Annotated in this window: 12 protein-coding genes and 1 pseudogene; 10 read left to right on the top strand and 3 right to left on the bottom strand. The window is 67.0% G+C overall.

Annotation, left to right across the window (positions count from 1 at the left end; translation table 11 throughout):
- The first annotated feature begins 34 nt into the window (after positions 1 to 34).
- From H7A87_RS00170 to H7A87_RS00155, 4 genes are all read left to right on the top strand, one after another.
- The gene (locus tag H7A87_RS00170) at positions 35 to 415 is read left to right on the top strand and encodes an I78 family peptidase inhibitor (protein WP_104586236.1); all 381 of its coding nucleotides are present in this window, start codon (positions 35 to 37) and stop codon (positions 413 to 415) included.
- Positions 416 to 618: 203 nt separating this feature from the next.
- Positions 619 to 5091 carry a glutamate synthase large subunit gene (gltB, locus tag H7A87_RS00165; RefSeq protein WP_180496829.1) on the top strand — a complete coding sequence of 1491 codons (4473 nt, stop codon included), beginning with the start codon at positions 619 to 621 and terminating at the stop codon, positions 5089 to 5091.
- A 127-nt stretch (positions 5092 to 5218) separates the two neighbouring features.
- Positions 5219 to 6700, top strand: coding sequence for an FAD-dependent oxidoreductase (locus H7A87_RS00160; protein WP_119127180.1), 1482 nt, complete (start codon positions 5219 to 5221; stop codon positions 6698 to 6700).
- Positions 6701 to 7389: 689 nt separating this feature from the next.
- Complete coding sequence (locus tag H7A87_RS00155; protein ID WP_119127179.1) at positions 7390 to 8478, top strand: acyltransferase; 1089 nt, start codon at positions 7390 to 7392, stop codon at positions 8476 to 8478.
- Between the two features lie 183 nt (positions 8479 to 8661).
- Here H7A87_RS00155 and H7A87_RS00150 read toward each other — a convergent pair whose 3' ends face one another.
- The gene (locus H7A87_RS00150) at positions 8662 to 9720 is read right to left on the bottom strand and encodes an NAD(P)-dependent alcohol dehydrogenase (protein ID WP_104586240.1); all 1059 of its coding nucleotides are present in this window, start codon (positions 9718 to 9720) and stop codon (positions 8662 to 8664) included.
- Between the two features lie 308 nt (positions 9721 to 10028).
- Between H7A87_RS00150 and H7A87_RS00145 the strand changes: the two genes are divergently transcribed.
- From H7A87_RS00145 to H7A87_RS00130, 4 genes are all read left to right on the top strand, one after another.
- Complete coding sequence (locus tag H7A87_RS00145; RefSeq protein WP_119127178.1) at positions 10029 to 11102, top strand: glycoside hydrolase family 5 protein; 1074 nt, start codon at positions 10029 to 10031, stop codon at positions 11100 to 11102.
- Positions 11103 to 11858: 756 nt separating this feature from the next.
- Positions 11859 to 12848 carry a glycoside hydrolase family 5 protein gene (locus H7A87_RS00140; RefSeq protein WP_180496975.1) on the top strand — a complete coding sequence of 330 codons (990 nt, stop codon included), beginning with the start codon at positions 11859 to 11861 and terminating at the stop codon, positions 12846 to 12848.
- A 511-nt stretch (positions 12849 to 13359) separates the two neighbouring features.
- Complete coding sequence (locus H7A87_RS00135; RefSeq protein ID WP_104536613.1) at positions 13360 to 14421, top strand: glycoside hydrolase family 5 protein; 1062 nt, start codon at positions 13360 to 13362, stop codon at positions 14419 to 14421.
- Between the two features lie 292 nt (positions 14422 to 14713).
- Positions 14714 to 15160 carry a PepSY domain-containing protein gene (locus H7A87_RS00130; protein WP_180496828.1) on the top strand — a complete coding sequence of 149 codons (447 nt, stop codon included), beginning with the start codon at positions 14714 to 14716 and terminating at the stop codon, positions 15158 to 15160.
- Between the two features lie 399 nt (positions 15161 to 15559).
- Here H7A87_RS00130 and H7A87_RS00125 read toward each other — a convergent pair.
- Together H7A87_RS00125 and H7A87_RS00120 are read right to left on the bottom strand one after the other, a co-directional pair.
- Positions 15560 to 17275 (bottom strand): annotated as a pseudogene (locus tag H7A87_RS00125) (M28 family metallopeptidase); the annotation flags it as partial.
- 60 nt (positions 17276 to 17335) lie between these two features.
- Positions 17336 to 17992, bottom strand: a complete 657-nt coding sequence (locus H7A87_RS00120; protein ID WP_104586254.1) for a hypothetical protein — start codon at positions 17990 to 17992, stop codon at positions 17336 to 17338.
- A 97-nt stretch (positions 17993 to 18089) separates the two neighbouring features.
- Between H7A87_RS00120 and H7A87_RS00115 the strand changes: the two genes are divergently transcribed.
- A complete protein-coding gene (locus tag H7A87_RS00115; protein WP_180496827.1) occupies positions 18090 to 19388 on the top strand; it encodes a peptidoglycan DD-metalloendopeptidase family protein in 1299 nt (432 codons plus the stop codon).
- Positions 19389 to 19529: 141 nt separating this feature from the next.
- A complete protein-coding gene (locus H7A87_RS00110) occupies positions 19530 to 21059 on the top strand; it encodes a S41 family peptidase (RefSeq protein ID WP_119127174.1) in 1530 nt (509 codons plus the stop codon).
- Positions 21060 to 21273: the final 214 nt, after the last annotated feature.

The following is a 21273-nucleotide window of genomic DNA, read 5'->3' as shown; positions in this document are numbered from 1 at the left end:
GCTTTGGCTTCCCCTCACTGTGCTGGAGTTATCGATGCGCGCTGTCCTGCCTACCGCCCGCCTGGCTTGTACCTTGGTCGTGCTGGCGGCATTGAGTGCCTGCGGCTCGCCGCAACCGGACGAGCAGGAAGCCGTCTCCGCCAAGGCGCAGCAAGCCGCCGAACAAGCCGCCGCACCGGCGCCGGCCGCCGCGCCCGAGGCGCCGCCGATCGGCAGCTGCGATGCCACCCAGGTGCAGTCGCTGGTGGGCCAGGCGCTGACCGACGCGGTGAGCGAACAGGCCCGCACCGATGCCGGCGCCAAATCGGTGCGCGTGCTCAAACCCGGCCAGATGACCACGATGGAGTTCAACGGCGAGCGGCTCAACCTGGAAGTGGATGCCAAGAACGTGATCGCCTCGGTGCGTTGCGGCTGAGCGCCACCTGGCGCCTGTTGGCGAACAGGCGCCGAGCCAGCTGGCACAAGGCCTCGCGGCCGCCCTCGTTGCAGCTGTAACGGTGTATTGCGGCACCGCATCAACTGTGGTCTAGTCGATCATCCGGTGACCTCTTCGAAACGCTCCACGGATCGAGCGCTGCAACGTCGTCGCCGCTCTCCCAGATCGCAAAGAGGCAGACAATGGCCCCCCGCACTCGCCAAGGGCTCAACGACTACGGTCTCTACAACAGCGCGCGCGATGAGCGCGACGCCTGTGGTTTTGGCATGGTCGCCCAGTTGGACGACCAACCATCCCGCTCGCTGGTGGACACCGCGATTGCGGCACTCTCGCGCATGACCCACCGCGGCGGCGTGGCGGCCGACGGACTCACCGGCGATGGCTGCGGTCTGCTGATCCGCAAACCCGATGCGTTCCTGCGCGGGCTGGCGCGCGACGCCGGCATCACCGTGGGCACGCGCTACGCGGCCGGCGTGGTGTTCCTGCCGCTGGACGAAAGCGATGCGGCGCGCTGCCGTGCCGAACTGGAAACCCAGCTGCACGCCGCCGGCGTGCACTTCCGCGGCTGGCGCGTGGTACCCACCGACGACAGCGTGTGCGGCCAGCTGGCGCGCGACACCTTGCCGCGCATCGAGCAGGTCTTCGTCGATGCCGGTGCCGAGCAGAGCGAGGACGGCTTCACCCTGGCGCTGTTTCTGGCGCGCCGCCGCGCCGAGCAGGTGCTGCGCGAGGTGGCGGACTTCTATGTCACCACCCTGTCGCCCAACGGCATCAGCTACAAGGGCATGGTGCTGCCGGACAAGCTGAGCACGTTCTACCCGGACCTGCAGCGCAGCGACCTGTCCTCCAGCGCAATCGTGTTCCACCAGCGGTTTTCCACCAATACGCTGCCGCGCTGGCCGCTGGCGCATCCGTTCCGCCTGCTCGCCCACAACGGCGAGATCAACACCATCGAAGGCAATCGCCGCTGGGCGCAGGCGCGCAGCAAGGTGTGGCAGACCCCGCGCTTCGATATCGCGCAGTTCGACCCGGTGATCTCCATGCACGGCTCCGATTCGCAGAGCCTGGACAACATGCTGGAGCTGCTGATCGCCGGTGGCATGGACCTGCTGCAGGCGCTGCGCATCCTGGTGCCGCCGGCGACCCAGTCGCTGGAGTTCAAGGACGCCGACTTGGCTGCGTTCTATGAGTTCTACGGCCTCAACACCGAGCCGTGGGATGGCCCGGCCGGCATCGTCGCCTGCGACGGCCGCTATGCCGCCTGCATGCTCGACCGCAACGGGCTGCGCCCGGCGCGCTGGATGCTGACCTCCGACCGCCATTTCCTGGTGGCCTCCGAGGCCGGCGTGTGGGAACTGCCGGCCGAGCGCATCACCCGCAAGGGCAAGCTGGGCCCGGGCGAGATGATGGCGATCGACCTCAAGCGCGGCGACCTGCTCGACTCGGACGCCATCGACCGCATCAACCGTGCGCGCGCGCCCTACAAGCAATGGCTGCAGCAGGGCGTGACCTACCTGCAGACCGAACTGATCGACCCCTCGCTGGTGGAAGAACCCTTCAGCGAGCAGACCCTGCGCAGCTACCACAAGCTGTTCCAGCTCAGCACCGAGGAAGTGGAGCAGATCCTGCGCCCGCTGGCCGAGACCGAGCAGGAAGCCACCGGCTCGATGGGCGACGACACCCCGATGGCGGTGCTCAGCCGCCAGACCCGGCCGCTGTACGACTACTTCCGCCAGGCCTTCGCGCAGGTCACCAACCCGCCGATCGACCCGCTGCGCGAAGGCATCGCGATGTCGCTCACCACCCAGCTCGGCAAGGAGACCAACATCTTCCATGCCGGCGCGGAGACGGTGAACCACGTCATCCTCAACTCGCCGGTGCTCAGCCAGCGCAAGCTGCGCCAGCTGCTGAAGATGGAGCAATACGTCGAGCGCAACCGCCTGATCGACCTGTCCTACAGCGTGGAGGAAGGCCTCAAGGCCGGCCTGGAACGCATCTGCCAGGAAGTGGAAGCGGCCGCGCGCGACGGCGCCGTCATGCTGCTGCTGTCGGACCGCTACCCGGTGCCGGACCGGCCGATGGCGCATGCGCTGCTGGCCACCGGCGCGGTGCATCACCACCTGTGCAAGGTGGGTCTGCGCTGCGACGTCAACCTGATCATCGAGACCGGCACCGCGCGCGATGCGCACCACATGGCCTGCCTGCTCGGCTTCGGCGCCACCGCGGTGTATCCGTACCTGGCCTACCAGACGCTGTTCGACCTGGGCCGGCGCGGCATCTTGCAGCTGAGCAAGGGCGGCGAGCAGTCGCAGATCGGCCGCCGCTACCGCAAGGGCATCTACAAGGGCCTGTCCAAGATCATCTCCAAGATGGGCATCTGCACCATCGCCAGCTACCGCGGCGCGCAGTTGTTCGAGATCGTCGGGCTGGACCCGGACGTGGTGGAGCTGTGCTTTGCCGAAACGCCCGCCCGCATCGGCGGCGTGGGCCTGGCGCGGCTGGACACCGAGGCGCGCGAGCTCACCGCACGCGCCTGGAACGACCAGCTCAAGCCGGAAGTGGGCGGCCTGCTCAAGTACGTGCACGGCGGCGAGTACCACATGTACAACCCGGACGTGGTCATGACGCTGCAGCGCGCCACCCGCACCGGCGATGCCGGCGACTGGCAGAAGTACGTCGACGCGGTGCATGCGCGCCCGGCCTCCACGCTGCGCGACCTGGTCCAGCTCAAGCGTGCCGCGACCCCGACCCCGCTGGACGAGGTCGCCCCCGCGGCCGATGTGCTGCGCCGCTTCGACACCGCCGCGATCAGCCTGGGCGCGCTGTCGCCCGAGGCGCACGAAGCACTGGCCATTGCGATGAACCGCCTGGGCGGGCGCAGCAATTCCGGCGAAGGCGGCGAAGACCCGGCCCGCTACGGCACCGAGAAGCGCTCCAAGATCAAGCAGGTGGCCTCGGGCCGTTTCGGCGTGACCCCGGAATACCTGGTCAACGCCGAAGTGCTGCAGATCAAGGTCGCCCAGGGTGCCAAGCCCGGCGAAGGCGGCCAGCTGCCCGGCCACAAGGTCAACGAACTGATCGCGCGGCTGCGCTACGCCAAGCCCGGCATCGGCCTGATCAGCCCGCCGCCGCACCACGACATCTACTCGATCGAGGACCTGGCCCAGCTGATCTACGACCTCAAGCAGGTCAATCCGACCGCGCTGGTCTCGGTGAAGCTGGTCGCGCATGCCGGCGTCGGCACCATTGCCGCCGGCGTGGTCAAGGCCGGCGCCGACCTGATCACCGTGTCCGGCCATGACGGCGGCACTGGGGCCAGCCCGGTCAGCTCGATCCGCTATGCCGGCGTGCCATGGGAACTGGGCGTGGCCGAGTCGCACCAGGCGCTGGTGGCCAACGACCTGCGCGAGCGCACCATCCTGCAGACCGACGGCGGCCTGAAGACCGGCCTGGACGTGGTCAAGGCCGCGCTGCTGGGCGCCGACAGCTTCGGCTTCGGCACCGCGCCGATGATCGTGCTGGGCTGCAAGTACCTGCGCATCTGCCACCTCAACAACTGCGCCACCGGCGTGGCCACCCAGGACGAGCGCCTGCGCGCGAACTACTTCACCGGCCTGCCCGAGCGCGTGGAGCATTTCTTCCGTCTGCTGGCCGAGGAAGTGCGCCAGTGGCTGTCCTACCTGGGCGTGCGGTCGCTGGACGACATCGTCGGCCGCACCGACCTGCTCGAACAGCTGGAGGTCTCGCCGCGTGCCGGGGTCAAGGTCGATCTGTCGCGCCTGCTCACCCATGCGCGCTACGACGGCAGCCATTGCGCGGCCCAGCGCCTGTACGAATCGCCCGACAGCCTGGCCACGCAGATGGATGGCCTGCTGGCCGATGCGATCGCCAACAAGACCGGCGGCGACCATCGCTTCCTGATCCACAACACCGACCGCTCGATCGGCGCGCGCCTGTCCGGCGCCATTGCGCGCGTGCACGGCAACCACGGCATGAGCGATGCGCCGTTGAACCTGCGCTTCCGTGGCACCGCCGGGCAGAGCTTTGGCGCATTCAACGCCGGTGGCCTGCAGCTGGAGCTGGAAGGCGAAGCCAACGACTATGTCGGCAAGGGCATGGCCGGCGGCCGGCTGGTGGTGCGTCCGCCGCGCGGTGCGCGCTTCGAGGCGCGCAGCACGCCGATCGTGGGCAACACCTGCCTGTACGGCGCCACCGGCGGCGAGCTGTTCGCGGCCGGCCGCGCCGGCGAGCGCTTTGCGGTGCGCAACTCCGGTGCGCTGGCGGTGGTGGAAGGCGCAGGCGACCACTGCTGCGAATACATGACCGACGGCGTGGTGCTGGTGCTGGGCAAGGTGGGCCTGAACTTCGGCGCCGGCTTCACCGGCGGGCTGGCCTATGTGCTGGATATCGAACGCGACTTCGTGGACCGCTACAACCACGAGCTGATCGACATCCACCGTGTCTCCGCCGAGGGCTTCGAGAACCATCGCCAGCACCTGCACACCCTGATCAGCCGCCACCGCGAACTGACCGGCAGCATCTGGGCGCAGCAGATCCTGGACGAGTTCCGCGACTACATCGGCAAGTTCTGGCTGGTCAAACCCAAGGCCGCCAGCATCGAGTCGCTGACTGAGTCGCTGCGGCGCGCCGCCTAGTCGTGCTCCCCTCCCGCTCGCGGGAGAGGGGTCGGGGGTGAGGGCCGGTGGCCCGCAACCCTCATCCGCCCCTTCGGGGCACCTTCTCCCGCACGCGGGAGAAGGGAATCAGCCACGGATTTCTTTTATGAGCCGCAAGCAAGCCTTCCAATTCCTCGACCTGCCCCGGACCATGCCCACGCGCATTCCGGTGGAGCTGCGTACCTCCGGTGACTGGGGCGAGTTGTACGGCAAGTTCGACAAGGCCGACGCGCAGTACCAGTCCGGCCGTTGCCTGGACTGCGGCAACCCGTATTGCAGCTGGAAATGCCCGGTACACAACGCGATTCCGCAGTGGCTGCAGCTGGTGCAGGAAAACCGCATCGAAGAAGCCGCCGCGCTGTGCCATTCCACCAACCCGCTGCCGGAAGTGTGCGGGCGGGTGTGTCCGCAGGATCGCCTGTGCGAAGGCAGCTGCACGCTGGAGGAATTCGGCGCGGTCACCATTGGCGCGGTGGAAAAATACATCGTCGATACCGCGTTCAAGATGGGCTGGCGCCCGGACCTGGGCAATGTGCAGCCGAGCGGCTGGCGGGTAGCGGTGATCGGCGCCGGCCCGGCCGGCCTGTCCTGCGCGGACCGCCTGGTGCGTGCCGGGATCGAGGCGGTGGTCTACGACCGCTACGAGCAGATCGGCGGGCTGCTGCAGTTCGGCATCCCCAGCTTCAAGCTGGACAAGTCGGTGATCGGCAAGCGCCGCGAGATTCTCGAAGGCATGGGCGTGCAGTTCCGCCTGGGCGTGGAAGTGGGCCGCGACATCAGCATCGAGCAGTTGCTGGGCGAATACGACGCGGTGTTCCTGGGCACCGGCGCCTACCGCTACACCGATGGCGGGCTGCCCGGGCAGGACCTGAAGAATGTGCTGCCGGCGTTGCCGTTCCTGGTGCAGAACAGCCGCATCGTCAGCGGCAACGACCCGCACGGCCGGCCGATCGCCGGCTGGGAAGACCAGATGGCGCTGCCCGATCTCAACGGCAAGCGGGTGGTGGTGCTGGGCGGCGGCGACACCGGCATGGACTGCGTGCGCAGTGCGATCCGCCTGGGCGCGGCCAAGGTCACCTGCGCGTACCGCCGCGACGAGGCCAGCATGCCGGGCTCGGCGCGCGAGGTCGCCAACGCGCGCGAGGAAGGCGTGCGCTTTTTGTTCAACCGTCAGCCGCTGTCGATCGAATCCGGCGCCGACGACGAGGCGATCGGCGTGACCGTGGTGGAAACCCGCCTCGGCGAGCCCGATGCCAGCGGGCGGCGCAACGCGGTACCGGTGGAAGGCAGCGAATCGCTGCTGGAAGCGGACGTGGTGATCATCGCGTTCGGCTTCTCGCCGACCCTGCCCGACTGGCTGGCCTCGCAGGGCGTGGAAGCCGGCAGCAACGGCCGCATCGTCGCACCGGCCGACGACAACGGCCGCCTGCCCTACCAGACCAGCAACCCGCGCCTGTTCGCCGGCGGCGACTGCGTGCGCGGCGCCGACCTGGTGGTCACCGCCGTGGCCGAAGGCCGCGACGCGGCCGGCAGCATCGTGCAGCTGCTGGGCGTCAAGGCGCAGGTCAAGGAACCGGCCGCCGCCTGAGTGTGGCCAGCGCGTGGGCCCGGTGCCCGGCGCTGGCTGTGGCGTTGCCTGCAGGCAAGCCGCAAACCGCATGCGGCCTGCGCGGCAAGACTGGATGACGCTGCGCGTTGCAGCGTATCCACGGCGCGGGAAAGCGCCCGCATGCGCGACGCAGTAATCGCCTGCGCCTGGCGCAAGGCCAGGCGCGCACCTGCCTGCCACGCCGCCGGACGCCTCTAGGCGCCTCCAGGCGCAAGCCAGCTTCGCCTCCGCACGGGCGTGTCCGGTCCAACCCGCAGCGCGCGACGAACACACCACGTGGCTCCGCCATTGGCCCTGCGCTCAACACGCGCCGGCCGGTGCGCGGTGGCGGCAGACGCAGGCGTCTGGCCGCCATTTGACGCGCTGCACGCACGCCAGCGCCCGCAATCGGCATGCCCGCAGGGCTGTCGCGATCTGCAGCCTCGACGATTGCACCCCCTATGGAAGTGTGATTTAAGTCACATATCTTCTGTCGCCATGTAGCACCGGCCAATCAATCCCCCCCGACGCGCAGGACGTTCTGCGCCGACCTGGAGGTGCCGGGCAGTGACGGCAGTCGGTTCCATCCCGGGTGCGGGCAACGCCGCCGCCGTGGACTCCAGACCTCGTTCACGTGTCGCCGCGCCACGCGGCGGCGAAGCCGTGGGCCTCACCAAGGAAGCAACCTCATGACGCAGCAACTCGCTACCAGCCAACATGGACGCGACGACTGGGTGGACTGGCTCCGCGGCGCCAGCGTATTGATGGTGATCGTGCTGCACGCCTATGGCTTCGCCTTCGATGCCTACCCGGAACTGCGCAGCGGCGCGACCGAGCAAGCCAGTGCCCTGATGCTGTCCATCGAGCACCTCAACCGCTCGCTGGCACCGCTGCGCATGCAGCTGATGTTCCTGCTGTCGGGCCTGTTCGTCGCGCGTGGGCTGGACAAGGGCATCGCGCCCTACCTTGGCGGCAAGCTGCGGCACGTGCTGTACCCCTACCTGCTCTGGTCGGTGCTGATCTTCGCCCTGCGCGAGGCGGGCTCGGTGCTGGCCAAGGCCGAACCCATCGCCTGGCTGGATCTGGGCAAGATCGCGGTCGGCAACGTGGCGCTGACCTGGTTCCTGTTCTACCTGTTCGTGTTCCTGGTGCTAATGCCCTTGCTGCGTCGGCTGCCGCCGCCATTGGTGCTGGCCGCGACCGTGCTGGGCTCGGTCTGCCTGGGTCCGCTGCTGCGCCAGGGCGCAGATCCGTTCTATTACTTTGCGTTCTTCTACATCGGCACGCTGCTGGCCGGCCGGGTGCCGGCACTGCTGCGGCAGGCGCCGCGCTGGATCTGGCCGCTGTCGTGCCTGAGCCTGTGCGCCATCGTGCTGATCGCCAATCTCACCGCGCTGCATGGCATCTGGATCGGCTACCTGCCGCTGGTGGTGATCGCGCTGCCACTGCTGGTCGCTGTGGCGATGTGGGCGAACCGGCAACCGGCTGCGCAGGCGATCCGCTATGTGGGCCGCAACTCGGTGGTGTTCTACCTGAGCCACTTTCCGCCCTTCATCGTGCTGGCCTATCTGCTGCCGCGCTGGATCGACGAGGGAGCGGTGCTGTTCTTTGCCTTGTTGGGGGTCGGCGTACTGGTCCCGGCCGTGCTGTGCCTGCTGCGCGCGCCCGGCCGCCTGCCTGCGCTGAACCTGCTGTTCTCCGCACCGATGCCGGTCCGCCGCCCACGCAGCGCGTTGCCTGCCGTCGGCACGCTGCACGGCTCACCGGTGTCCGCCTAGTGGGCCTGCGTGCCGATGGTGCCGCTCACCGGCGCCATCGATCCAACTGATTACGACCGATGTCGTGCGGTCACGCACCACCTGCCGTGCAAAACCCCAGGTGATGCGCGCGCGCATCACCTGGGCCGAGCGCAGCGCCGGCAAACGCCCTGCCGCCCTGTGACAAGGCGGCAGGGCGGGCCATCAGGCCGCCTTGTCCAGCGTGGCCATGTCGATCACGAAGCGGTACTTCACGTCGCTCTTGAGCATGCGCTCATAGGCCTCGTTGATCTGATCGGCGCGGATGGTTTCGATGTCCGAGACGATGTTGTGCTTGGCGCAGAAATCCAGCATCTCCTGGGTCTGGCGAATGCCGCCGATCAATGAACCGGCCAGCGTGCGGCGCTTCATGATCAGGTTGAACACGCTCGGCGACGGGTGCGATTCCTCGGGCACGCCCACCAGCACCATCGCCCCGTCGCGCTTGAGCGCATTGAGGAACGGGTCCAGGTTGTGCGGCGCGGCCACGGTGTTGAGGATGAAGTCCAGCGTGTTGGTCTGCGCAGCCATCTGGGCCTCGTCGCGGGAGATCACCACTTCGCTGGCGCCCAGGCGCAGCGCATCGGCGCGCTTGCTCTCGGAGGTGGTGAACAGCACCACCGTGGCGCCCATCGCCTTGGCGATCTTCACCGCCATGTGGCCCAGGCCGCCCAGACCGACCACGCCCACCTTCTGACCGGGACCGACCTTCCAGTGCGCCAGCGGCGAATAGGTGGTGATGCCGGCGCACAGCAACGGGGCCACGGCGGCCAGGTTGTCGCTGTGCGAGATGCGCAGCACGTACTTCTGATCGACCACGATGTGGTCCGAATAGCCGCCGTAGGTGTTCTCGCCACCCCCGAACATCGGACCGTTATAGGTGCCGGTGAAGCCCTGCTCGCAATACTGCTCTTCGCCTTCCTGGCAGGACGCGCAGCTGCGGCAGCTGTCGACCATGCAGCCGACACCGGCCAGGTCGCCGACCTTGAAGCCGGTGACCGCATCGCCAACCGCAGTGACGCGGCCGACGATCTCGTGGCCGGGCACCGACGGGTAGCGTGTGTTCTGCCATTCGTTGCGTGCGGTATGCAGATCCGAGTGACACACGCCGCAGTAGGCAATATCGATCTGCACATCGTTGGGGCCGGGCGCGCGTCGTTCGAACACGAATGGTGCAAGCGGCTGATCGGCAGTGTGTGCGGCGTAAGCGTGGGCTTGGCTCATGGGAAAGACTCCGGGATGTGACGTCCCCCGCGACAGTGCGGACGACAAAAGAAATCGGGTTGTAGCTTAAGACAGGCGCCTGTCGCACTCCTGCGACAGTGCGTCTTGCCTGTCGGGTTGCGGACGCGACCGCAGCGGCATGGTGCGCCCTGCAGGTGTTTGTACGCGATCAAATCGCCGTTGCCGGCGTGAATGGTGCGCTAACGCCGGAGCTTCTACGCTGACCAACCACCGTCCTGACCTGCACCATCCCTGCTGGCCGTGCCCTCCCCCTGCGGCCGCCTACGTCGATGCCGAAGGAGGCTTCCATGTTCCGTTCTCCCCCCACGTTCCCATCCTTGCGCAGCGCTGCACTCGCACTGACCCTGCTGGCCGCGATGCCGCTGGCGCACGCCAAGGAGCCTGGCCATCCCGACAAGCAGTCCAGCGGCCTGAAGTATGTCGGCGTCAATCTGTCCGGCGCCGAGTTCAACTCACGCAAGAAGCCCGGCACCCTGTTCAAGGACTACACCTACCCGTCCGCAGCGGATTTCAGCTACTTCGCCGGCAAGGGCATGAATACGATTCGCCTGCCGTTTTTGTGGGAGCGCCTGCAACCGCAGCTCAGCGGCGACCTGGACCCGGCGCAACTGGCGCTGCTGAAGAAAGCGGTGGCGGCAGCCAAGGCCAACAAGCAGTACCTGATCCTGGATGTGCACAACTACGCCAAGTACAACGGCAAGCGCATCGGCAGCAGCGAGGTGCCCACCGCGGCGGTCGCGGACCTGTGGCGCCGGCTGGCGCTCGAATTCAAGGACGACTCGTCGGTGATCTTCGGGCTGATGAATGAGCCCAACGGCATTTCCGCCACCGATTGGGCAACCGCGGCGCAAGGCGCGATCAACGCGATCCGCAAGACCGGCGCCAGGAACCTGATCCTGGTGCCGGGCACCGCCTACAGCGGCGCACACAGCTGGCGCAGCGCCAGTTACGGCGTCTCCAATGCCAAGGCCCTGGAAATCCTCAAGGACCCGGGCAACAACCTGGCCTTCGAAGCGCATCAGTATCTGGACAACGACTACAGCGGCACCAAGCCGGTGTGCACCAGCGCCACGGTCGGCGAAGAAAAGCTGCGCGGCTTCACCGCCTGGCTGCGCGAGAACAAGCAGAAGGGCTTCCTGGGCGAATTCGGCACCGCCAACAACCCGGTCTGTGACCAGGCACTGGAAGGCATGCTGACCTACATGGAAAAGAACAGCGACGTGTGGCTGGGCTGGACCTGGTGGGCCGCTGGCGCATGGTGGAAGCCGGAGTACTTCTTCACCGTGCAGCCGGGCAAGGACGGCAGCGACAAGCCGCAGATGTCGATTCTGAGCAAGTACGCACGCCGCGCGACCAAGTAGCCCACGCGGGCGGGCCGCTCACGGTGGTCGCGGCCTGTGCTGCGGCCACCGTTTTTTTTTGCGTGCCATCGTCCATGTCCTGCCACGGAGAAGCGATGGAATCCGCCGACGAGTGCCTGCAGCGCGCTGCATCGCTGGCAGACGCCAGCGCACTCAGCGTGTCGCAGGATGCGCATTGGCGGTCCGCTGCCGGACGCATGACGCAGCCCACAACGCACGCGCTGCGCATGGCACATACCAAGTTCCGCGATCGCACCAGGTGACAGTTGCGCGTGCCGGCGTGCTGATCCCAGCGCGTCGCACCCCGGCGATCGCCCTGCGCAGGGCAGCGCATCGCGACTGCGATCTGCGTGGCCGCCACGCGCGACGCCATCACCTGCAGCATTGCGATCGCACAACAGCCGCCTCCAGGCAGGCCGGATGCACGGCGTTTCCGCAGCCGTGCGGCGCAGAGTGCACCCGGCCTGCAATGGGCGTGACTGCGTGGCGTCGCTTTACCACAACAAAGCGTGTGCATGTTTGGCAATAACTGCGGAGTGGCTCACAGCTCGAATTAAGTGATATCTCGCATTCGTAGTTTGAATGTCCGGATGCGCTTAGGGTGAAGCGCGATGCAGTGTCTTCATGCCCGTGGCAGGTTCGCCGGGCCATGCATCTCCCCCGCGAATGCTTCAGGAGTCACCCATGTTGCCCTCCCCCACTCCGACGCGCCGGCTGTCCAGCCGTGCGTTGTCATTGCTGCTGCTTGCCAGCGTGCTGCTTGCAGGCGTGCCCTTGGCACATGCACAGAACCGCCTGAAGTACGCAGGCGTCAATCTGTCCGGTGCCGAAATCAAATCCTCGCAAAAGCCCGGGGTGCTCAACGTCGACTACCTGTATCCGGCCGCCAGCGATTACCGCTACTTCGCCGGCAAGCACATGAACATCATTCGGCTGCCGATCCTGTGGGAACGCCTGCAACCCAAGGCCGGCGGCGAGCTGGATGCAACGCAGCTGGCGCTGATCCGCCAGGCCGTGGCCAACGCCAAGGCCGCCAAGGTCTACCTGATCCTGGATATCCACAACTACGCCAGGTATTACGGCAACAAGATCGGCAGTGCACGCGTGCCGATCAGCACCTTCAACGATCTGTGGCGACGCCTGGCAATCGCCTTCAAGAACGACAACAGCGTGATCTTCGGGCTGATGAACGAGCCTTACGACATCAATCCGCAATCCTGGGCCAACGCGGCGCAGGCCTCGATCGACACCATCCGCAAAACCGGCGCCAACAATCTGATCCTGGTGCCCGGCGCGCTATGGAGTGGCGCGCACAGCTGGTACTCCACCGTCGCCGGCCAATCCAACGCAGTGGCGCTGGCCTCCATTCGCGACCCGCTCAATCGCTACGCCATCGAAGTGCATCAATACCTGGATACGGACTCCAGCGGCACCAGCGCCGGGTGTGTCAGCAGCACTGTCGGTGCCGAGCGCCTGCGCAGCTTTACCCAATGGCTGCGCATCAATCACAAGCAGGGATTTCTCGGCGAGTTCGGCACCGGCAACAACGCCACCTGCAACAGCGCACTCAACGGCATGCTGGGGTATCTGGAGACCAACCGCGACGTGTGGCTGGGCTGGACCTGGTGGGCCGCCGGCGCGTGGTGGAACCGCACCTACCCCTTCAACGTGCATCCCGATGCGCAGGGCCGCGACAAGCCGCAGATGTCGATCCTGAGCGCGCGCGCAAAACGCATCACCCACTAGTCGAAGCACACCGCGAGCGAGGGTCACCCGTCGCACGCGGCGCAGCAGGCACCCGGCATCGGCATGCACGCGCAGGGCGTGCCAATGCCAGGCAGCAACCGTGCCCGGCCGCGGTGAGCACAGTCCTTCCGCAATAAAACGCGAGCACACGGCGCGCGCTAGCGCTCGCCATGTGCGCGCGCGCAACAGCGCTGCCGCGTCAGTGACCCGACGTCGCAGCGTTGACGGCGAGCGCATCCATTCGCCGATTTTTCGACAGCGCCATGCATGCGATGGCGGTGCCGACAAGCGTGCGCGACCGCTTTTCAACGCGGCGCGTTACAGCGTGCTGTTCCAGAACGTGACCCCTGCGGTAAGTGACTGCGACCCAGCCAACACATTTAATTCACACGCGATGTGGTGGGCAATTAGGCACGGCAGATGCATTGGTTACGACAGGTGTGGCGCACCTCGCGCAGATCGCACGCAACCCGCTGCGACACACCATCCCCGTCGTCTAAGGAGTTGTTTTATGTCTGCTGTCTCTCAAACGCTGCGCACCATTTTCCGCTGCGCCCTGCTCTGCGTCCTGTTCGGCACATTCGCACCCGTTTACGCACAAACCCGCGCACTGAAATATGCCGGCGTCAATTTATCCGGCGCCGAATTTGCATCGTCCAAGAAACCCGGTGTCCTCAATAAGGACTATATGTATGCTCCGGCCAGCGATTACACCTATTTCGCCGGCGTTGGTATGAATACGATCCGCCTGCCGGTGCTGTGGGAACGCCTGCAGCCGAGTGCACGCGGCGAACTGGATCCGACCCAACTGGCTCTGGTAAAGCAAGCCGTGGCACGCGCCAAGGCATCGGGCATGTACCTGGTGCTGGACATCCACAATTACGGCAAATACTACGGCTACAAGATTGGCGGCGACCAGGTGTCGAACGCCACCTTCGCCGACCTGTGGCGCCGCCTTGCGCTGGTATTTCCCAGCGACAACGCCGTGATCTTCGGGCTGATGAATGAACCCAACGGCGTATCGGCCAGCGGCTGGGCAGCCACTGCACAGGCAGGCATCGATGCGATTCGCGCCACCGGTGCGAACAATCTGATCCTGGTGCCGGGCGCATTGTGGACCGGTGCGCACAGCTGGTATTCGCCCACCAACGATGGTTACTCCAACGCAACCGCATTGGTCTCGATCTACGATCCGCTCAATCGCTACGCGTTCGAGGTGCATCAGTACCTGGACGCCGACTCCAGCGGCACCACCAATGTCTGCGTCAGTGCCACCATCGGTGTCGAGCGCCTGCGCAGCTTCACCGAGTGGTTGCGCACCAACCACAAGCGCGGATTCCTGGGCGAATTCGGCACCGGCAACAACCCGGTCTGCAATGAAGCGCTGCGCGGCATGCTCCGCTATATCGATGCCAATGCAGATGTCTGGACGGGCTGGACGTGGTGGGCTGCCGGCTCGTGGTGGAATGTCAGTTACGAGTACAGCGTGCATCCCAACAAGGACGGCACCGACAGGCCGCAGATGTCCATCCTCTCGCCCCAGGCCGTTCGCGCCACACGCGCCATTCCGTAAGGTGAGGAAGAGGGGTGTAGGTCAATCTCGAGCCGCCGCAAGGCGGCTCGCTTTTTTTGCGTCCTTCGCACGGATCGCATGTCGTCGGACAGGGCGAATGATGCGGTTGCGGTAGCGCAACGTGCCACTGCGCAACGCCCTCTTACGACCGCGCGTGCCACCGCATGCAGCGCGGGCGCATCATCACCAAAGCTTGAGCTCACTGAACTTTCGCAACGCGTTTGAAGTGGCTTTCACCTGACAGCGATAAAGCCGCGTCCAGCATGGGCGCACTTCACTGCAGGAGCATCACATGGCATATCGACTGATGAAGACCGCGCTGATCGGCGCACTGGCAGTGGCGGCGCAGGGCGCATTTGCGCAAGCGGCCGCCGACAAGCCGGCCAAGGCACTGACCTCCAGCGAGGTCACCAGCATGCTGACCGGCAAGGGCTACACCAAGGTGCACGACGTCAAGTTCGAGCATGGCGTGTGGACCGCTGACGCGCGTAGCGGCGACGGCAAGGACGTGGACGTACGCATCGATCCGGTCACCGGCCGCGTCTATGGCGACCAGACCACCTCCAAGCTGAGCGAGGCCGATATCCGCGCCGCGCTGTCGACCGACGGCTATTCCAACGTGCACGACCTCAAGTTCGAAGACGGCTTGTGGAACGCCGATGCCGAGCGTGGCGGGCAGAAGGTCGAGCTGCATGTCGATCCGGAAGACGGGCACGTGGTCAGCGTGGACAACGACTGACCAAGACGCCCGAAGCCGGTGGCGTAGATGATGCCGCTGGCTTGATGGCAGCGCGCGGCCGGCAGCACGGTTAAAGGCATCGCGTAGTGCATCGATGCATTATTCATCGCAGCACTATCGCGACCGTGCTGCATCGGCAACAAGCGTGATCTGGTCCGCAACCGTCACCATCAAGACGCACCCGACGCAAAGGGCCTCCACCAGGAGGCCCTTTGCGTTTTTGATCGATACGCGTCTGATCGATGCGCGGACGTATTGCTGCTGTCCTTGCAGACCGCATCACCCCGCCATGCGTCGGCTGCATGACGCGTGCCGTCCCGGCACCGGTCAACGCGTCGGTGCTGCCTTTTTGCCCTCTTCGCCGGCGTCTTTTCCGGTATCGGGCGCCTCGCCCGTAGCGGGCTTGCCGGCCATCATGCGATCGCGCGCCGCCTTGAACGGGTTGCCGGCATACCAGTTGGGCCAGCGCTGCCCGGCGCCCACCTCCTTGCCTACGCCATACACCGCCTGCAGGTCTTCGATGGTGCCATCGAGCTTCCAGGTGGCCGCATCGTATTCGTCGCCAGGGGCGTGATAGCGATTGCGCCCGTAGTCCTCGGCGGCCGCGCGGCCGGCCGCGGTGCCGCCCTCGCGCAGGTCTTCGCCGCCATCGGCATACAGCGCCGGCACGCCGGCCTTGGCGAAGTTGAAGTGATCCGAGCGGAAATACGAGCCGCTTTGCGGCGTGGCCTCGGCATGCAGGGTGCGGCCCTGCATCGCGGCAATCGGCTTGAGGATGTCTTCCAGCTCCGAACTGCCCATGCCCACCACGGTGACATCGCGTGCGCGCCCGGCCACCGACATCGCATCCAGGTTGATCACCGCCGCGATCTTGTCCAGTGGAAAGCTCGGGTTGGCCACGTAGTACTTGGAACCGAGCAGGCCCGATTCCTCCAGCGTCACCGCCACGAACACCACCGAGCGCGCCGGCTTGGGATCCTGATGCGCGAACGCGTCGGCAATTTCGAGAATGCCGGCCACGCCGGTGGCGTTGTCCACCGCGCCGTTGTAGATGTTGTCGCCACTTTCGCCCGGATGCTTGCCCAGGTGGTCCCAGTGCGCCATGTACAGCACCGCCTCGTCGGCGTGGCTGGTGCCCGGCAACACGCCGACCACGTTGCGCGAAGTCTTTTCGGCGATGCTGCTCTTCAGGTCCACCGACCAGCTGGCCTTCAACGGCACCGGCTTGAAGCCACGCTTGCTGGCGTCCTTGTAGGCCTGCGCCAGGTCCAGCCCGGCATTGGCGAACAGCTGCTTGGCGGTCTCGGCGCTGATCCAGCCCTGCACCGGCAGGCGCGGATCGGGATCGTCCTTGGCCGGCAGGTCGTATTGCGGGCCGGCCCAGGAGTTCTTCACCACGTCCCAGCCGTAGCTGGCGCCCGGGGTGTCGTGCACGATCAGCGCAGCGGCCGCGCCCTTGCGGGCGGCTTCTTCGAACTTGTAGGTCCAGCGCCCGTAATAGGTCATGCGCTTGCCGTCGAACAGCGAGGCATCGCCGATCTGGAAGCCCGGATCGTTGACGAACATCACCACCGTCTTGCCTTTCCAGTCCTGGCCGGCGTAATCGTTCCACTGCTGTTCGGGCGCATCCACACCGTAGCCGACGAACACCAGCTCGCTGTTGTCCAGCTTGACCTCGGCCTGGCCGGTACGCGTGCCGACCACGATGTCGGTGCCGAAGGCCAGGGTACGGGTCTGCTCGCCGCTGCGCAGGGTCGGCGCGGTGGCCGCATCGGCGGTGGTTTCCACCATCGGCACGTCCTGGAACCAACTGTCGCCGTTGCCCGGCTGCAGGCCGATGCGCTGCATCTGGTCGCGGATGTAGGTGACGGTCTTCTCTTCGCCGGGAGTCCCGGGGCCGCGCCCTTCGAAGTCGTCCGAGGCCAGCGTCTTGACCAGCTCGGCGAAGTCGCCGGGCGTCAGCTCCGGCGAGAAGGCGTGGCGACTGACCGGGGCGCTGGGCGCGCTGTCGGCCGGCACCTGCGCGGCGGGTGCGCTCGGCGCATCGGCGGGTTCACGCTTGCAGCCGGCCAGGGCCAGCGTCGCGGCCAGGCACAACAGGATCTTGCGGGGCATCGGGACTCCTCGTGCGGCGAAGGTCCCCCGATTCTAGGCGCTGGCCCCGTGGTGGGGGCGTCAGTCCCTGGGTGCCACGTCGCTGTCGAAGCTGCGCGCGGTGGCGCCGGTCACTGCGCCGATCTTCGCGGTGCGGTGCACGTACAGGCTGACCTCGCGCTCGAACTCCAGCGGGCCATCGACCACCGCATCCGGGCCGATCACCACCCGCGGCTTGCGCGCAGGCTTGAACGAGAAGCTGAAATTCGGCTTGGTGACCTCGATCCCGCCACGCACATGCGAGCGCACCCCGACGGTGATGTCGCCGTTGACGGTCTCGATGCCCTTGCCCAGCTCGGTTTCCACCAGGCCGATACTGCCGTTGACCGTTTCCACGCCGCCGCTGATCCGGCTGCCGCGTTCCACCAGCACGCTGCCGTTGACCGTCTCCAGCCCGCCGGACACCACCACCTTCTGGCCCAGCGTGATCGCGCCATTGACCGTGGAGACATCGCCGGTACGGGCGTTGTCGCCGATCTGGATGCTGCCGTTGACCGTTTCCACGCTGCGGGTCTGCGCGCCGGCGCCGATCTCGATGGAACCGTTGACCGTATCCAGCCCGCCATAGACCTTGCCGGCCTCGGCGCTGATGCGGCCGTTGACCTTGCTGATGTCCTCGTCGGCCCAGGCACTTGCGCAGACCAGGGACAACGCCAGAACGAGATGCTGGGCTTTCATGCTGAACCTTGCGCGGCGGCGGTTGTCTTGGGCGTGGCGGCGATCACACCATGCTTGGCTACAATCGCGCACCTGCCTGAAGTCATTGGACCTTTCGTTGCCCCTGTCGCCCGCACCGCGATCGCGCCTGCCGCTTGCCCCCGCCACCGGCCGCCCACGCGCGTGGCTGGCGGTGACCGTGCTGGCCTGCGCGCTGCTGGGCAGCACCGGGGCGGGCGCGCAGAGCCAGCGCGAGGCCGAACGCAAATTGCAGCAGCTGCGCGACGAACTCAAGACCATCAGCGCCGACCGCCGCGCGCTGGAAGGCAAGCGCGGCAATGCCGCCCAGCAGTTGCGCCAGGCCGATGAGAAGGTGGCCAGGACCTCGCGTGCATTGAGCGAGACCGAATCGGCGATGCGCGAGCAGGAACAGCATCTGGGCAAGCTGCAGCAGGACCGTGCGCAGTTGCAGCGCGGCCTGCAGAACCAGCGCGTGCAGCTGGCCGCGTTGTTGCGCGCCGCCGACCAGGTCGGCCGCAACGCGCCGTTGAAGGTGCTGTTGTCGCAGGACACCGTCGGCGATGCCACGCGCATGCTGGCCGATCACCGCTATGTGCAGAACGCACGTGCGCAGCGCATCCAGGCGTTGACCACGCAGCTGGATGCGCTGGCCAAGGTGGAGCAGGACATCGCCAGCCGGCGCCAGGCGCTGGATGCGGCACGTGCGCAGCAAAAGGCGCAGGCCGCGTTGCTGCAGAAGGATCGCTCGCAACAGGCGGCGACCGTCGCGCAGCTGGACGACCGCTACAAACAACGCGCCGAACGCGAAAAAGCCCTGGGCCAGGACGCCAGGTCGCTGGAGCAGCTGCTCGCCAACCTGCGCGCGGCCGCCGCCAAGGCCGAGGCCGAACGGCGCGCGGCCGCCAAGCGCGCCGCCGCCGAAGCCGCAGCGCAGGCGAAGCGTGGCAATACGGAGCGCCCCGAGCGTCCCGGCAAGACCCCGCCCAAGGTCATCGCCAGCGCGCCGGCACCCAAGGTCGGCGGCCTGAGCTGGCCGGTGTCGGGCAACCTGCTGGCGCGCTTCAACGCCCCCTTGCCGGACGGCCATACCAGCAAGGGCGTGCTGATCGGCGCGCCCAAGGGCAGCACCGTCACCGCGGTGGCCGATGGCACGGTGGTGTTCTCCGACTGGATGACCGGCTACGGCATGATCCTGATCGTGGACCACGGCAACGGCTACATGAGCCTGTACGCGCACAACGACACGCTGTTGCGCGACGCCGGCGCGTCGATCAAGCGCGGCGAGGCGGTGGCCAAGGTCGGCAGCTCGGGCGGGCAGGGCGTGCCGGCGCTGTACTTCGAACTGCGGCGCAACGGGCAGCCGGTGGATCCGTCGAGCTGGTTGCAGCGCCGCTGAGCCCCACCCAGGCCACGCGCGCGCCGGTGCATGACCGTCGCCCGACCTGGCCCTGCCAAGTCAACGCGGATTTACCGCCGCTTCGCGCATAATCCAGGCCGCTCCGTTGCGGGGCGTCTTATCTCTTTGTCGGAGTGCTTCATGCGCGTAGCCGTCCTGTCCGTTGCCCTGTCGCTGGCGTTGTTCGCCTCACCCGGTTGGGCACAGAAAGCCAGTCCCGCCGCCGCCCAGGCCACTGCGGACGATCCGGAAGCCAACGAAGCCGCCGTGTCCAAGGTGCCGCTGGACGAGATCCGCCGCTTCGTGGCGGTGTACAACGCGGTCAAGCAGGCCTATGTCGACCCGGTCGAAGACAAGAAGCTGATGCACGCGGCGGTGCGCGGCCTGCTCTCGGACCTGGACCCGCACAGCACCTATTTCGACAAGGAAGATGCCGAAGCCTTCGACGAGCAGGCCACCGGCGCCTACGACGGCATCGGCGTGGAATTGCTGCAGCAGCAGGACAACACGCTCAAGGTGATTGCGCCGATCGACGACACCCCGGCCGCGCGTGCCGGCATCCGCGCCGGCGACGTCATCGTGGCCATCGACGGCAAGCCGATCGACGCCAGCAAGGCGATGGAACCGCTGCGTGGCGAATCCGGCAGCAAGGTCGTGCTGACCATCGTGCGCGACAAGGCGCCCAAGCCGTTCGACGTCACCCTGCAGCGCGAGACCATCCGCGTGGCCAGCGTGCGCAGCAAGCTGCTGGAACCGGGCTATGGCTACATCCGCATCAGCACCTTCCAGGCCGACACCGGTGCCGATTTCCAGAAGAACCTCAAGCAGCTGCAGGCCGGCGGCAAGTTGCGCGGCCTGGTGCTGGACCTGCGCAGCAACCCTGGCGGCCTGCTGACCTCGGCGGTGCAGGTGGCCGACGATCTGCTCGACAAGGGCAACATCGTCAGCACGCGCGGGCGCATCTCCATCAGCGATGCCAAGTTCGATGCCACCCCGGGCGATCTGCTCGGTGGCGCACCGGTGGTGGTGCTGGTGGACGCCGGCTCGGCCAGCGCGTCGGAAGTGCTGGCCGGAGCGCTGCGCGACAACCAGCGCGCGCGCATCATCGGCAGCCGCACCTTCGGCAAGGGCTCGGTGCAGACCGTGCTGCCGCTGGACAACGGCGACTCGGTCAAGCTGACCACCGCGCGCTATTACACGCCCAGCGGCAAGTCGATCCAGGCCAGCGGCATCGTGCCGGAAGTGCTGCTCACCCCGGAGCCGCAACCGGGCGACGCCGATGTGCCGGCCAGCCTGACCGACTTCAGCGAAGCCACGCTGCCGGGCCATCTGCGCGGCGATGCCGAAGGCGAGGAGGGCTACAGCGCCGGCGACGTCTTGCCGGGCGATGGCCCGATCGCCGCCGCGCTGGCCGAGCTCAAGCAGCCCGGCTCGGCGGCCAAGGCGCAAGCCGCGCTCAAGGCCAAGGCGCAGGCAGCGCAGAAGGCCAAGGCTGCCAAGCCTGCGGCCGACCCCAAGCCGCCTGCCGCGCGCCCGGCAGCGGCCGACAAGCCCAAGCCTGCCGACAAGCCAAGCGAACCGGCGGAAAAGGCCAAGCCGGCCACGCCGGCCGAACCGACCCAACCGGCTGCGCCTGCGGACAAGCCCAAGCCGGCCGAACCGGTCAAGTGATCCGGCTACAGCGCAGCGGGTGCATCACCCGCTGCGCGCCCGGCGCGATCGATACGCGCGGCCCTGCACGCTTGCTGCATGGCTCTCTCGATAACCCAACCGCCCAGCGCTGGCGTGGTTGACCTCGCCCCTGGGCCCTGCCGCAGCGAGGCACGATCGAGCGCCAATGCTTTTGTAGGAGCGACCCCGGTCGCGACAAGCCTTCCCGAACACG

It is taken from the genome of Xanthomonas sp. CPBF 426, from assembly GCF_903989465.1.
Classification (GTDB): Bacteria; Pseudomonadota; Gammaproteobacteria; order Xanthomonadales; family Xanthomonadaceae; genus Xanthomonas; species Xanthomonas euroxanthea.
This window is presented reverse-complemented; position numbering and strand designations above follow the sequence as displayed.